This is a genomic window from Bradyrhizobium oligotrophicum S58 (genome assembly GCF_000344805.1).
In the GTDB taxonomy this organism is placed as follows: Bacteria; Pseudomonadota; Alphaproteobacteria; order Rhizobiales; family Xanthobacteraceae; genus Bradyrhizobium; species Bradyrhizobium oligotrophicum.
In genome coordinates this window covers 5,482,247-5,496,628 of record NC_020453.1, presented here as the reverse complement: position 1 = coordinate 5,496,628, position 14,382 = coordinate 5,482,247, and the positions used below count along the sequence as shown (strand labels likewise).

Sequence of the window (14,382 nt, the reverse complement as noted above, 5' to 3'; positions counted from 1 at the left end):
CCGCTCAGGTCACGCAGTTCACCCACAGCACGACCGCCTTCGCATCACCGGCCGGATTGGAGAAGCGGTGCGGCCTGCGGCTGGCGAAGCGGAAGCTGTCGCCTTGCTTGAGCGACCAGGTCTCGGCATCGACCGTCAGTATCATCTCGCCTTCGAGAACGAGGCCGGCTTCCTCGCCGTCATGGGTGTAGAGCTCGTCGCCGGTCGAGCCACGGGGCTCCAGATGCACCAGGAATAGGTTGAGCTTGTTGTCGCCGCCGGCGGCGCTGAGCAGCTGTTTTGAAACTCCGGTACGCCACAGTTTCAGCTCCGGGCGCTGCTGGCCGCGTGTGACCACCGCGTCCGAGGCGGCATCGCCGCCCGGGCTTGCGCCGAATAGCGCCGCGATGCTGACGCCGAGCACGTCGGCGAGCGCGATCAGCACGCGCAGCGACGGTGATGACAGGCCGCGCTCGATCTGGCTGAGGAAGCCGATCGAGAGCGCGGTCCTGGCCGCGACGGTCTCGAGCGAGAGTTGTCTGTTGCGCCTGAGATCGCGGATGCGGCGGCCGACCGCGACATCCATCGCCGGTTCGACCGGCTTCGTGGCCGGCTTGGCCGCCGTCTTCGCCTTCCGCGAAGGCTTCGTTGCGCCTGGTTTGAGCATTCTCTTGCCGCCACTCACGTCAGACCGCTTCCTTCATGTGCATGAAAACCGCTTGCATGACCCGGAAAAGTGTGACCAAATTTTCATATTGGTGAAAATAGGCCGAAACAGCGAAGCCCGCAACGTTTGCCATCGCGCTTGTGAGACACGCCGTGATCGGTCGTACCCGAAGGGGAATGCGATGCCGTTGAAGCGTTTGGTCCAGGCCGCGGTGGCGGCGCTCGCGATGTTCGCCGTCGCGCCGGCATCGGCGCAGCAAGTGCTCAAGGTCGGCTCGACCCCGACGGGCATTCCCTTCACCTTCCTCGATACCAAGACCAATCAGATCCAGGGCGTCATGGTCGATCTCATGACCGAGATCGGCAAGGATGCGGGCTTCAACGTGCAGATCGAGCCGATGCCGTTCTCCGCGCTGATTCCGTCGTTGACCTCGAGCAAGATCGACATCATCGCGGCGGCGATGTTCATCACCGCGCCGCGCAAGGAGGTGATCGATTTCTCCGATCCGATCTACACCTACGGCGAGGGCCTGATCGTGCCGAAGTCCGACACCAAGGCCTACGCGTCGCAGGACGATCTCAAAGGCGAGGTGGTCGGCGCGCAAATCGGCACCGCCTTCGTCGATGCGCTAAAGAAATCCGGGCTGTTCTCCGACGTGAAGGCCTACGACACCATTCCCGACATCCTGCGCGACGTGAACACCGGCCGCCTCAAGGCGGGCTTCGCCGACTATCCGATCCTGGCCTACAACCTCAAGCAGGGCGGCTTCCCCGAAGCGCGCCTCGTCGCCGGCTACAAGCCCGTCACGGTCGGCTCGGTCGGCATCGGCGTGCGCAAGGGCGAGGCCGAGCTGCTCGGCAAGATCAACGCTTCGCTTTCCAAGCTGAAGGCGAACGGGACGGTGGACAAGATCCTCGACAAATGGGGCCTGAAGGGCTGACCGGCCGATGAAGGGCTTCTGGCACGACGCCGTCGAGTTCTTTCCGATCCTGCTCAACGGCGTCGCGCTGACGATCGTTGTCACCTTGGGATCGCTGCTGCTCTCGACCGTGCTCGGGCTCGTCTGGGCGATGATGCGGGTCTCGGGCATCGGTCTGCTGTCGGGCCTGAGCGCGAGCCTGATCAATTTGATCCGCGGCATCCCGATCATCGTGCTGCTGTTCTATCTCTACTTCGTCATGCCGGATCTCGGCGTGACCTTGTCGGCGCTGCAGGCCGCCATTCTCGGCCTCGGCATCGCCTATTCGGCCTATCAGGCGGAGAACTTTCGCGCCGGCATCGAGGCGATCGACAAGGGCCAGATCGAGGCGGCGCAATCAATCGGCATGGGCTGGTGGATGACGATGCGCCGCGTGGTGCTGCCGCAGGCGGTGCGCATCGTGTTGCCGCCCTACGGCAACGTCATGATCATGATGCTGAAGGACTCCTCACAGGCCTCGACCATCACGGTTGCCGAGCTGGCGTTGCAGGGCAAGCTGATCGCGTCCTCGACCTTCAAGAACTCCAGCGTCTTCACGCTGGTGGCGCTGATGTATCTCACCATGAGCATCCCGCTGATCCTCCTGGTCCGGCACGTCGAGAAGCGGGCGGGCAAGCGATGATCGAGCTGTCCGACGTCCACAAGAGCTTCGGCAAGGTCGAGGTGCTCAAGGGCATCACGGCGTCGGTCGACAAGGGTGAGGTGGTCTGCATCATCGGCCCCTCCGGCTCCGGCAAGTCGACAATCCTGCGCTGTATCAACGGGCTCGAAAGCTACGATCGCGGGACCATCAGCATCGAGGGCCTGCGCGTCAACCGCGATGCGCGGTCGATCGTGGCGATCCGCACCCAGGTCTCGATGGTGTTCCAGCGCTTCAACCTGTTTCCGCACCGCACCGCGCTCGACAACGTCATCGAAGGACCGCTCTACGTGAAGAAGGAGCCGCGCGCGGCGGCCCTGGAGCGCGGCCGGGCGCTGCTCGCGCAGGTCGGGCTCGCTGACAAGGCCGACGTGCATCCGCCGCAGCTCTCCGGTGGCCAGCAGCAGCGCGTCGCCATCGCCCGCGCACTCGCGATGCAGCCCAAGGCGATCCTGTTCGACGAGCCGACCTCGGCGCTCGACCCCGAGCTCGTCGGCGACGTCCTGGGTGTGATGCGCAAGCTGGCCGATGACGGCATGACTATGGTCGTCGTGACCCACGAGATCGGCTTTGCCCGCGACGTCGCCGACCGCGTCCTCTTCATTGACGGCGGCGTCATCGTCGAGCAGGGGCCCGCGAAGGCCGTGCTCAATCAACCGCAGCATCCGCGGACGCAAGATTTCTTGCGCCGCGTGCTGCATCCGCTGTGACTTGCCGGTGTCCGATATGATCACGCCCTCTCGCATTCCTCTGCCTCCGTCGGTCTACGCCGACACGGCGGTGGCGCCCGTAGCAACGCCGCTGCTCGACGTCGACAGGACTGTTTCGGTGGCGATCATCGGCGGCGGCTACACCGGCCTCTCGACCGCGCTGCATCTGGCGGAGCAGGGCACCGACTGCGTAGTGCTCGAAGCGCAGGAACCGGGCTGGGGAGCCTCAGGCAACAATGGTGGCCACACCAATCCGGGCCTGAAGCATGACCCGGATCAGATCGAAGCCGATTTCGGTCCCGAGCTCGGCCGCCGCATGATCGACTTCGCCTACGGCACCACCAACTTTACCCACGACCTGATCCGCCGCTACCAGATTCCCTGCGAGGCGCGGCAGCAGGGCACGCTGCGCGCCGCCTATCATGAGGCGAGCGCGGCTGCGATCGAAAGCACCGCTCGACAATGCATCCGCCGCGGCATGCCGGTGACCTTGATGGATCGGGAGCAGCTGCGCGAGGTGACCGGCAGCGACCGCTATGTCTGCGCCATGTTCGACGCGCGCGGCGGCGACCTGCATCCGCTCAACTATGCGCGCGGGCTGGCGCGCGCGGCGATCGCGGCGGGCGCAGCCGTTCACGGCGAGACTCCGGCGCTGTCCCTGCGCCGCGACGGCACGCGCTGGCGCATCCAGACGCCGCACGCGGTGGTGCACGCCGACAAGGTGCTGATCGCCACCAACGGCTTTACGGACGATCTCTGGCCGGCGCTCCGCCGCACCATCATTCCAGTGTTCTCCTCGATCGCAGCCACCGCGCCGCTGCCGGACGAGGTCGCGCGCGCAATCATGCCGACGCGGCCGGTGTTGTACGAGAGCGGCCACATCACCGTCTACTACCGCATCGATCAGCACAACCGGCTGCTGATGGGCGGCCGCGGCCCGATGCGCTGGATCAATTCGCCGGGAGATGTCGCCTATCTCATGCGCTACGCCGAGCGGCTCTGGCCGCAGCTCAAGGGGGGCGCCTGGACCCACGGCTGGAACAGCCGCCTCGCCATCACCAAAGACCACTATCCGCACATCCACGAGCCGGCCGAGAGCATCCTGATCTCGCTCGGCTGCAACGGCCGCGGCGTGGCGCTATCGACCGCGATGGGCGCCCAGCTGGCGCGCCGCCTAATCGGCGGCGCGAGCGCGCAGATCGATATGCCGATCACGGGCATCAAGCCGATCCCGCTGCATGCGTTGTGGCCGGTCGCCGTGACCAGCGCCGTGATCGCTGGCCGGGTGCGGGATCGGTTTGGACTCTGAACGGGCCCTTCGTCCGGGGGTGGATGTTCGGACTGATCTGGCTTGATCGCCAAGAGGACACGCGGTGGCGACTTAGACGTGATGCGTTTTGGTTGGACCGAATAGTCCGCGACGGTCTCCGTTCACCTCTTCCTTCGGGCTGTGACATTCACACATCTTGCGACGCGCTCGTCGCGGCCCCGCAAGGGCGGGGCGAGGGAGCGCACCGCTGTCGCGGTGAGAACTCGCGCCCAACTTCCGGAGTTAATCTCTTAGCCCTTCGGGAGAGGTGAACGGAAATCGTCGCCGACTATTCGATAAACCAAAATGCATCTTGCCCTAGCCGGTCCGGGCCTCTGCGTCGGTCCATACGATCTCGATATGTTCGTTGTCGAAATCGGGGTCGTCATTACTGCCTCTGTGCCAGCAGATCATGCCTGCCGGCAGGGCGGGCAGCTGAAGGTCCAACCCGTCGGGCACGACGGCGCCAAAAGCGAGCAGCTCGATGAAGCGGTTGACGAGCTCGATAACGGCCGCCCGATACTGCGCGCGGACGCCGTGGATGCTGAGGTCGGGGCGGCCGAACTTGCGCATTCCCCGGGTGTGAATCCACTCGGTGCCCTCAGCTTCCCGCGAGATCAAGATGACGACGTGATGCCGTGGCGCACAATGCTCGACCGCGAAGGCGCGGGTGCGCCATTCCGACGGACTCCACCATTTGAGGATCTGCGGGTCGTAGATGGCGACGCCGCCGTTATCGAGGCAGAAGGTCAGCAGACCGATCACGTCGCGAAAATAGCTCAGCGTCGCCGGGTCGGCGATGTCGCCTTTGATCACGAGGCAGAAATCCTGCGCGGCAACGATCGCCGCCAGATCAGGGTCCTCGGCCGTGAGCTGAGTCCAGGGACGGCCGGTGCGAAAGCGGCTCACCAGGCCGGGATGCGCCGTCGGCCCGCAAGCCAGGAGATCGACGCCGTCAGGGACGCCGCTGGATCGATAGATGCTCCGGGACAGCGGCCGATCGATATCCACCCAGCCATAGACCACGTAGAGCAGGACGGCATCCTTGCCGCCCGCCACATAGTACGGGCGTGGCCACTCGGCGAGCGGAGATCTCATCCTCCGGGCTCCGATGCTTCCGGACATGCGGCGCGTCGCGCCGGCACGGCTTGGGCCTGGCGGCCTGGGGCAACGGGCCGTCCCATCCGCTCACTCCTTGCGGAGGAAGACGTAGTCGGCGGAGTAGGCGACGCTGCGAAATTGCCAGGCCGCGTCGCAGGCGCCCGCCAGCTTGCCGCCCGAGGTGTTGATCCGCTGCACGGTGGTGATCGCCGACATGATGCCGTTGCCGCCACTATGGGAGACGACCTCGAGCTTCAGCCAGGGAATGTCGTTGTCGGTGGCGCCGACCGCGGTGCCCTGCACCCGGCCGCCGACGATCGAGCCGTCCTGATGCTCCCAGCTCGGTCCGGCATAGTGGCGGCCGATGGTCTTGCCGCCCTCGAACAGGGTGGCGATCGGCTCGCGGAACGCCCAGGCCAGCTTGCCGTCCTTGTCGGTCTTGCACTCGTAGACCTGGGCACCCTCGGCATGCAGCGTCAGTACGGCCTTTTCGCCGGCCGCAACCAGCGCATCGGGGATGGTGGTCTCGGCGGCATGGGCGCGGCCGGCCAGGGCGCCGAGCAGCAGCAGCGAAAGCGTCGGGATGATGCGCATGGTCATTCCTTCGGGTCAGCAAAACGGCAACGGGCCGCGCTTTTGGCGCGGCCCGTGACCATAGTGGCAAAACCGAAAGGCGGAAATGGGGAGGCGGCTCAGGCCGCCATCGCCTTGGTCAGGTTTTCCGCGACCTTGTCGAGGAAGCCGGTGGTCGACAGCCAGCGCTGGTCGGCGCCGACCAGCAGCGCGAGATCCTTGGTCATGTAGCCGGACTCGACGGTGTCGACGCAGACCTTCTCCAGGGCGGCCGCGAACTTGGCCAGCTCGGCATTGTTGTCGAGCTTGGCGCGGTGGGACAGGCCGCGGGTCCAGGCGAAGATCGAGGCGATCGAGTTGGTCGAGGTCTCCTTGCCCTTCTGGTGCTCGCGGAAGTGGCGGGTCACGGTGCCATGGGCGGCCTCGGCCTCCATGGTTTGACCGTCCGGCGTCATCAGGACCGAGGTCATCAGGCCGAGCGAGCCGTAGCCCTGCGCCACGGTGTCGGACTGGACGTCGCCGTCATAGTTCTTACAGGCCCAGACGTAGCCGCCCGACCATTTCAGCGCCGCGGCGACCATGTCGTCGATCAGGCGGTGCTCGTAGGTGATCTTCTTGGCCTCGAACTTGTCCTTGAACTCCTTCTCGTACACCTCCTGGAAGATGTCCTTGAAGCGGCCGTCATAGACCTTGAGGATGGTGTTCTTGGTCGACAGGTAGACCGAATAGTTCTTGGAGAGGCCCATGTTGAGCGAGGCGCGGGCGAAGTCGTAGATCGACTCGTCGAGGTTGTACATCTCCATCGCGATGCCCGGGCCGGGCGCCTTGAAGACTTCCTTCTCGATCACGGTGCCGTCGTCGCCGACGAACTTCATCGTCAGAACGCCCTTGCCGGGGAATTTGAAGTCGGTGGCGCGGTACTGGTCGCCATAGGCGTGGCGGCCGATGATGATCGGCTTGGTCCAGCCGGGGACCAGACGCGGCACGTTCTTGCAGATGATCGGCTCGCGGAACACGACGCCGCCGAGGATGTTGCGGATGGTGCCGTTCGGCGACTTCCACATCTCCTTGAGGCCGAATTCCTTCACACGCGCTTCGTCCGGGGTGATGGTGGCGCATTTGACGCCGACGCCGACCTTCTTGATCGCGTTGGCGGCATCGATCGTGATCTGGTCGTTGGTCTTGTCGCGGCTTTCCATCCCCAAGTCGTAATATTGCAGATCGATCTCAAGGAACGGGTTGATCAGCTTGTCCTTGATGTACTGCCAGATGATCCGGGTCATCTCGTCGCCGTCGAGCTCGACGACCGGGTTGGTCACCTTGATTTTTGCCATGATCGATTGGGCCTTCTTGGGAACAGCGCGCCAGGAATGGAAAGCGCTTGTGAAATCAAGCGCGTCATAGCACTGCTGCACCGCGGGCGGAAGCGCACCCGGTATGCGACCGGTGCTGATTTTCGCAGCCCGCTCATGCGGTGGGCAACGGCCGCGAGGGCGGCCGCTGCAGTTTCGCGCAAACCGTAGAATTCTTGGCTAAGCCGATTATTTTGCTTGAGAATTCTCGTCAGCCGGGCCAACGGAGCGGGCAGGGCGCGGCGCGGGCGCTTTTAACGTGACGTGGAAGTTGAGGGCAGATCGTGTCGGGCACCGACAAGACCAAGGTGGGATTGGAGATCGCAGGGCCGGTGGTGATCCTGGTCGAGCCGCAGCTCGGCGAGAACATCGGCATGGCCGCGCGCGCGATGGGCAATTTCGCGCTGACCGAGCTGCGCCTGGTCAATCCGCGCGACGGCTGGCCGAACATCGCGGCCCAGCGGGCGGCGGCCGGGGCCGACCACATCATCGACCATGTCCGGCTGTTCGACACGCTGCCGGAGGCGATCGCCGACCTCGATCTGGTGTTTGCGACGACGGCCCGCTCCCACGACCAGGCCAAGCCGGTGATGGGGCCGGAGGCGGCCGCCCGGGAGATGCAGGGCCAGATCGCCGCCGGCGGCCGGGCCGGCATCCTGTTCGGCCGCGAACGGGCGGGGCTGACCAACGAGGAGGTCGCCCGCGCCAACCGCATCGTCACCTATCCGGTCAATCCGGGCTTCGCTTCGCTGAACCTCGCCCAGGCCGTGCTGCTGATGGGCTATGAATGGTTCAAGCTGGTGACATCGGGTGCGCTTCCGTTCGCGATGCCCGAGCGCTCCGAGCGCTCCTCCCAGGAGCAGATGGAGGCGTTCTTCGAGAACCTCGTGCGCGAGCTCGACCGGGTCGAATTCCTGCGGCCCGCCGAGAAGCGCGAAACCATGCTGGTCAATCTGCGCAACATCTTCTTCCGCATGGAGCCGAGCCGGCAGGACATCCACACCCTGCACGGCGTGGTCATGGCGATCGCCGAAGGGCGCAAGGGGCCGGCCAAGGGCGGCGTGCTCGACAGCGAGCAGGCGACCCGGCTGCGTGCACTGATCGCCGAGCAGGGCACGGTCGCCAACCTGCCGGATTCGCGCGGCTCGCTGCGCGGCTTGGCGCGGCTGCTCCGCCGCAACCCGACCGACGCCGAGCGGGCGCTGTGGCACGCGTTGTCGCGCGACCGCCGCTTCGCCGGCCAGTTCAAGCGCCAGACTCCGGTCGGCCGCCACATCCCCGACTTCGTCTCCTTCATCCACCGCCTCGCCATCGAGCTGGTCGGCGCCGACGAGAGCGAGGGCGTCGTCACCGACCGCGCCGCCCGCCGCGCCTGGCTCGAAAGCCGCGACTATCGCGTCACCGAGGTGAAGGCGGCGGATGTCGAGGCTGACCTGGAGCAGGAGCTGGTGCGGCTGCAGGCGATGATCGCCGAGGCGAAGTAGCCGACCGTCGGTTTGCATCCGCCGTGTCGCGCCGCCGCTTCTGTCGTCCCTGGTCATCATCGTCGACGGTCGCGTCGCCCCCCGCAGGTGCTGACCGAAAATTCAGCGCTCCCGCCACGGACGGACGTTGGTCCATTCGACCAAGCATGACTCGGCGGCGCAATCGCCGATTGAAGACGTCAGAGCGCGTCTCCCAACGCTGAGGAGATGATCCCGCAAAGTCGGCCTGAGTCTGCGATCCCGTTTACACCGGCTGAACGATGATTCGTGAATGCAATGTCAGATTGTGGTTCGCCCGGTTGGTGTTGGTATCATCATCCCAACATAGGAATACCAAGGGGGCATTCATGACGACGCAACGATGGCGCTTGTATCTCGGTTGTGCACTGATCATCGGCTTGATCTCCGGCTTGCCGGCGCGTGCTGAAGCGGCCGAAGCGAAACGGTGCACGACCACGGCCGATCCCGGCGCCGACGCGCGCATTGCCGGCTGCAGCGTGGTGATCGAGCACGGCAAGCCGGCGACGCCGCAGGTGATCGAGGCCCGCTTCGCGCGCGCCGGAGCCTATCTCCGCAAGGGCGATGTCGACCATGCGATCGACGACTACAAGATCGTCATCGAGCAGTCCTCGGCCGGTCTTCTGGCCGCATTCGACCGCGCCGCTCCCGATCAGCAAGAGAGCGAGCCGCAGCCGGCGTCCCGCTTCGGACGGGCGTTCGGGCGCAACGGCTACCGAACGCAGGCCTATCGCGCATTGGGGATCGCGCGTTTCCAGGCGGGTCTCCTGGAGCAGTCGCAGGATGATTTCAGATGGCTCAGCGAGATGGATCCCAGAAATGCCGATGCGGCCTTGTGGCTGGATCTGGCGCGCCGCCGGGCCGGTCAGCCGAGCGAGCTCGCCGACAGCGCGAAGCGGCTCGACATGAGCAAATGGCCGGCGCCGATCGTCCGCCTGTTCCTCGGGCAGACAACGCCGGAGGCGGTGCTTGCGGCGGCTGATCGCGGTGGTCCGGCCGTGCGCAAGGCGCGTCGCTGCGAGGCGAGCTTCTTTGCCGGCGAGCTGATGCTGCAGCAGAGCCGCGAAGCCGACGCCATCAGGTTGATCGACCGCGCCGCAGCCGAGTGCCCGCCGACATCGGGCGAGCGATCGGTCGCCAACGCGGAGGCGCGGATTCTCAGCATTATGCCGTGATCACTGGTCTCGGCGCGCGCATGACGAGCGAAATACGATTGGCGCGGCCGATCTAGAGGCGGCGGTCGCCATGACGAATGTCGAGGCATAGTCTCGGGCGGGTCGCGGTCAGGCTGATGCAGGACCGCCCCCGTCGGTACGCCCACATTCTCTCCGTACTAATACCGCGTGCGCGTCGTTTGCTGTCGATCCGTAAACTCCTACCGATCGAACGGCCGCCGGATACTGCTGATCGAGACAAATTTCTAAAATTCGAACGGATCGCGCAGCTTCACGGCAACGGCTGATGCGAACGATGGCGGTCCGATCGCGATGGCGATCACCTGAGACCACATCGTTCATGGAGAGCCTCGACCAATGCCGATCAAGCCGCAGGGCCTACGCAACCCGCACGCCGACGACGCCAGCGACCAGACCGGTTTCTCCCCGAACGACAGCTGGCTCACGCCCGATCTCACACCGCTCTGGCTGGCCAGCCAGCAAGCCGCGACCGCCGCACAGGCGCCGGCCGCGTCGTGGGCTGCCGCTGCGAACGCGGATTCATCGGCGACCGTCGCGATCTACGGCAACTTCTGCAGCGTCGCGGCGACCGTGACCACGACACCGGGCGCGACCACGGGCGTCACCACGACGACTGCCAGCTCGACCGTCGCCGCAACGTCCACGACCAAGACGGCCGCACCGGCCTGGGTCGGCACCCTCACCAATGCCGCGATCAAGGCCGACATGACGGCCGCCATCACCAACGGCACCGTCACCTATGCCGGCCTGCTCAAGGTGCTCACCGACATCGATGCGTCGCTCGCGTCCACCAAGACCAAGCTGAGCGCGAGCCAGTTCGCCGACCTCAGGACCATTGCCGCCAATCTCAACAACGGCGTCTCGACCTCGAGCTACCTTGCGTCCATCATGCAGGCGCTCGTCAACGGCAATGCCGCGAACGCGACCTGGACCGGCGGTGCTGCCGGCTCGGTGGCGCTCGGTAATCTCGCGACCGGCTCGACCGAGCTGCAATTCGCCGAGCTGATCGGCAAGTGGTTCCTCGGCACCGACCTGCCGTCGTCCAAGGTCATCCTCGGCAGCACTCAGTTCTCGGTATCCTATTCGAACTCGACCAAGCCGCTGTTCGCGGCCGCCGGCGCCGGCATCAATGACATCAACCAGGGCTACCTGGGGGACTGCTACCTGCTCTCGGGCCTCGCCGAGGTCGCCTACAAGGAGCAGTCGGTGATCTCGTCGATGTTCACCACCAACGGCAACGGCACCTACGGCGTGCGATTCTACGTCAACGGTGCGGCGCGCTACGTCACCGTCAATACCGCGCTCGCCAATGGCGGCAACATCTTCAACAATGGCGGCAGCGCGATCTGGGCGAGCCTCGCCGAGAAGGCCTATGCCGAGCTGCAGGCCAGCGGCGTCTACACCGGCAACTCGATCAACTACGGCAATTCCTACACCACGATAGGCAATGGCGGCGCGCCCGAGATCGCGCTCGAAGCGATCACCGGCGCCAGCCAGATCACCGACTTCCGCGCCATGGGCGGCTCGTGGGGCAAGGTGGTCTACAATTCGTCGTTCGGCGTGAACGCCTATACGACCGGAAACTCGACATCGGGCGTGCTGGCGACCATCGCCGCCAGCCTTGCCGCGGGCGACGACGTCATCCTGTCGTCCTACACCAATGCCAAGGATTCGACCGGCAAGACTACGCTGGTCGCCAATCACGCGATGTCGATCTACGGCTACAACAGCTCAAACGGCATGCTGCAGGTCCGCAACCCCTGGGGCTCGGCGTCCGGACAATACTGGCAGACCACCTTCGAGGTCAGCCTCGCGACGCTGCTCGCGGCCGGCGACACCATCACCGTCGACAATGTCGGCGACGCCAAGAAGCTGGCGGCGACGACGACCACGACATCGTCGGGCCTCAAGCTCACCGCCGACGTCAACGATCTCTCTGCCGCGGCCTCCGGCTTCGTCCAGGCGATCGCCTCGCTTCCTGACGGCGGCTCCTCGAGCGTCGCGTTCACGCAAGGGCTGGGCTCACAGCAGCATACGCTGGCGATGCCGATGGCGGCCTGATCTAAAAGTTCGGCGACTGAGAAATGGACCGTCCCAGTATGACTGGGACGGTCTTGTCGTACCAGCCCGGTACGCTCTGGCTGCGCGGCCTGGCACCGTGCGCCATCTGTTAAGCATCCAGCTTAACGTCGTGCCAACGCGGGCTTCGGAGTGTGTCGGCGGGGATTGTCGAGACCACGAGGCGGGACCAGTCGATGCAGGCGTGTACGGATCAGGGCGCATGGGCGCTGGCGCTGTCGCTGCATCTGCTCGGCATCGTTGCCGATCCCGGCCGTATCCAGCACGAGGCCGGCCGCAGCGACGCGCTATCAACCGATGATCTCCTGCGCGCAGCCGCGCGCTTCCCCGTCAAGGCAAGACTCGTCAAATCAAAAGCAGCGCGCCTGAAGACGACGCCCACGCCGACGCTCGCGGTGCTCGAGGACGGCGGCTTTGCCGTGATCGGTAAGGTGACCGACAGCGGCGTTCTGATTCAGGCGATGGCCGATGCCGGGCCGCGTCTGCTGACGTTTTCCGAGTTCGAAGCCATCTGGTCCGGCCAGCTGATCCTGATCGCCAAGCGGGCGGAACTGTCGGACACCGCGCGCCGGTTCAATTTCAGCTGGTTCGTCGCCGCCATCGGCAGGTATCGCCGCATCCTGATCGAGGTGCTGCTGGCGTCGTTCGTGATCCAGCTGTTCGGCCTGGCGACGCCGATGATCTTCCAGGTCGTGATCGACAAGGTGCTGGTGCATCGCGGCCTGTCGACGCTCGAAGTCATGGTCGTGGGCCTTGCGCTGATCGCGCTGTTCGAGGCGGTGCTGTCGGGCCTGCGCACCTATCTGTTCACGCACACCTCCAACCGCATCGACGTCGAGCTCGGCGCGCGGCTGTTCCGGCATCTGATGCGGCTGCCGCTGGCCTATTTCGAGAGTCGGCGCGTCGGCGACAGCGTGGCGCGGGTGCGCGAGCTGGAGACGATCCGGCAGTTCATCACCTCGTCCTCGATCACCCTGGTGCTCGATCTCGCCTTTGCCGCGGTCTTCATCGCGGTGATGTTCCTGTACAGCGCGACCCTGGCCTGGATCGTCTGCGCGACCTTGCCGGTCTATGCGCTGCTGTCGCTCGCCACGACACCGGCGTTCCGGCGCCGGCTCGACGAGAAATTCCGCCGCGGCGCCGAGAACCAGGCATTTCTGGTCGAGAGCGTCACCGGCGTCGAAACCATCAAGGCGATGGCGGTCGAGCCCCTGATGCAGCGGCGCTGGGAGGAGCAGCTCGCGAGCTATGTCGGCGCGTCGTTCTCGGCGTCGCAGATCGGCAATTGGGCGAGCCAGGCCGCGAGCCTGCTCAACAAGGGCGTCGGTGCGCTGACCTTGTTCGTCGGCGCCGGCCTCGTGATCGCCAACAAGATGACGGTCGGCGAGCTCGTCGCCTTCAACATGCTGGCCAACCAGGTGTCGGGTCCGGTGTTGCGGCTGGTCCAGGTCTGGCAGGATTTCCATCAGGTGCGGCTGTCCGTCGAGCGGCTCGGCGACATCCTCAACACACCGGTGGAGGCGCATAGCGGTGGCGCCGAGCAGAACCAGCCGCCGCTGGAGGGCACCATCGAGTTCGAGCGCGTGACCTTCCGCTATGGCCTCAACACCCAGCCGGTGCTGCGCGACGTCTCCCTGAAGATCGGGTCAGGGCAGGTGGTCGGCATCGTCGGCCCCTCCGGCTCCGGCAAGAGCACGATCGCGAAGCTAGCGCAGCGTCTGTACCAGCCCGAGGCGGGGCGCGTGCTGGTCGACGGCGTCGACACTGCGGTGCTCGATCCATCCTGGCTGCGGCGGCAGATCGGCGTCGTGCTGCAGGAGAACGTGCTGTTCAACCGCTCGGTGCGCGAGAACATCGCACTCGCCGATCCCGCGCTGCCGATGGAGAAGATCGTCGATGCGGCCAAGCTTGCCGGCGCGCATGAATTCATCTGCCGGATGCCGCAGGGCTATGACAGCAAGATCGGCGAGCGCGGCGTGTCGCTGTCCGGCGGCCAGCGCCAGCGCATCGCGATTGCGCGTGCGCTGGTTGGCGATCCCCGTGTCCTGATCTTCGACGAGGCCACATCGGCGCTCGACTACGAATCCGAGAGCATCATCCAGGCCAACATGCGCGACATCGTGCGCGGCCGCACCGTGCTGATCATCGCGCACCGGCTGTCGACGGTACGCAACGCCGACCGCATCCTGACGATCGAGAACGGCGTCATCATCGAGGACGGCACCCACGAGCAGCTGGTAGACGGCGGCGGCCGCTACGCGACGCTGCATCGGATCCAGTCCGCAGGCCGCTGAG

General features: G+C 65.6%; 12 protein-coding genes. 8 read left to right on the top strand and 4 right to left on the bottom strand.

The genetic code is table 11. From position 1 onward, the window contains the following. Positions 1-4 precede the first annotated feature (4 nt). Positions 5-646, bottom strand: coding sequence for a helix-turn-helix domain-containing protein (locus S58_RS23840; RefSeq protein WP_042340179.1), 642 nt, complete (start codon positions 644-646; stop codon positions 5-7). 181 nt (positions 647-827) lie between these two features. Between S58_RS23840 and S58_RS23835 the strand changes: the two genes are divergently transcribed. Genes S58_RS23835 through S58_RS23820 form a run of 4 tightly spaced genes read left to right on the top strand, consistent with a single transcriptional unit; the run spans position 828 to position 4,284 of the window. Beyond that, complete coding sequence (locus S58_RS23835) at positions 828-1,586, top strand: ABC transporter substrate-binding protein (protein WP_015667935.1); 759 nt, start codon at positions 828-830, stop codon at positions 1,584-1,586. Positions 1,587-1,593: 7 nt separating this feature from the next. After that, on the top strand, positions 1,594-2,247 hold the full coding sequence (locus S58_RS23830) for an amino acid ABC transporter permease (RefSeq protein ID WP_015667934.1): 654 nt from the start codon (positions 1,594-1,596) through the stop codon (positions 2,245-2,247). After that, complete coding sequence (locus S58_RS23825; RefSeq protein WP_015667933.1) at positions 2,244-2,975, top strand: amino acid ABC transporter ATP-binding protein; 732 nt, start codon at positions 2,244-2,246, stop codon at positions 2,973-2,975. The genes S58_RS23830 and S58_RS23825 overlap by 4 nt, the downstream gene beginning before the upstream one ends. A 16-nt stretch (positions 2,976-2,991) precedes the next feature. Next, entirely contained in the window at positions 2,992-4,284 is a 1,293-nt protein-coding gene (locus S58_RS23820) for an NAD(P)/FAD-dependent oxidoreductase (protein ID WP_015667932.1), read from the top strand. 318 nt (positions 4,285-4,602) lie between these two features. Here the strand turns inward: S58_RS23820 and S58_RS23815 are convergent, their stop codons facing one another. From S58_RS23815 to S58_RS23805, 3 genes are all read right to left on the bottom strand, one after another. After that, a complete protein-coding gene (locus S58_RS23815; protein WP_015667931.1) occupies positions 4,603-5,382 on the bottom strand; it encodes a hypothetical protein in 780 nt (259 codons plus the stop codon). A gap of 90 nt (positions 5,383-5,472) precedes the next feature. Further along, on the bottom strand, positions 5,473-5,979 hold the full coding sequence (locus S58_RS23810) for a DUF3455 domain-containing protein (protein WP_015667930.1): 507 nt from the start codon (positions 5,977-5,979) through the stop codon (positions 5,473-5,475). Between the two features lie 98 nt (positions 5,980-6,077). Next, positions 6,078-7,292 (bottom strand): NADP-dependent isocitrate dehydrogenase, encoded by a 1,215-nt coding sequence (locus S58_RS23805; RefSeq protein ID WP_015667929.1) that lies wholly within the window; start codon positions 7,290-7,292, stop codon positions 6,078-6,080. A 302-nt stretch (positions 7,293-7,594) separates the two neighbouring features. Here S58_RS23805 and S58_RS23800 point away from each other — a divergent pair, with 302 nt between their 5' ends. The 4 genes from S58_RS23800 to S58_RS23785 all read left to right on the top strand — a co-directional run bounded on the left by S58_RS23800 (position 7,595) and on the right by S58_RS23785 (position 14,381). Next, positions 7,595-8,794, top strand: a complete 1,200-nt coding sequence (locus tag S58_RS23800) for a TrmJ/YjtD family RNA methyltransferase (RefSeq protein WP_015667928.1) — start codon at positions 7,595-7,597, stop codon at positions 8,792-8,794. Between the two features lie 347 nt (positions 8,795-9,141). Beyond that, a complete protein-coding gene (locus S58_RS23795) occupies positions 9,142-9,987 on the top strand; it encodes a hypothetical protein (RefSeq protein WP_015667927.1) in 846 nt (281 codons plus the stop codon). Positions 9,988-10,344: 357 nt separating this feature from the next. Beyond that, on the top strand, positions 10,345-12,069 hold the full coding sequence (locus S58_RS23790; RefSeq protein ID WP_015667926.1) for a C2 family cysteine protease: 1,725 nt from the start codon (positions 10,345-10,347) through the stop codon (positions 12,067-12,069). A 194-nt stretch (positions 12,070-12,263) separates the two neighbouring features. Then, positions 12,264-14,381 carry a type I secretion system permease/ATPase gene (locus S58_RS23785; RefSeq protein WP_015667925.1) on the top strand — a complete coding sequence of 706 codons (2,118 nt, stop codon included), beginning with the start codon at positions 12,264-12,266 and terminating at the stop codon, positions 14,379-14,381. The last annotated feature ends 1 nt before the right edge of the window (position 14,382 follow it).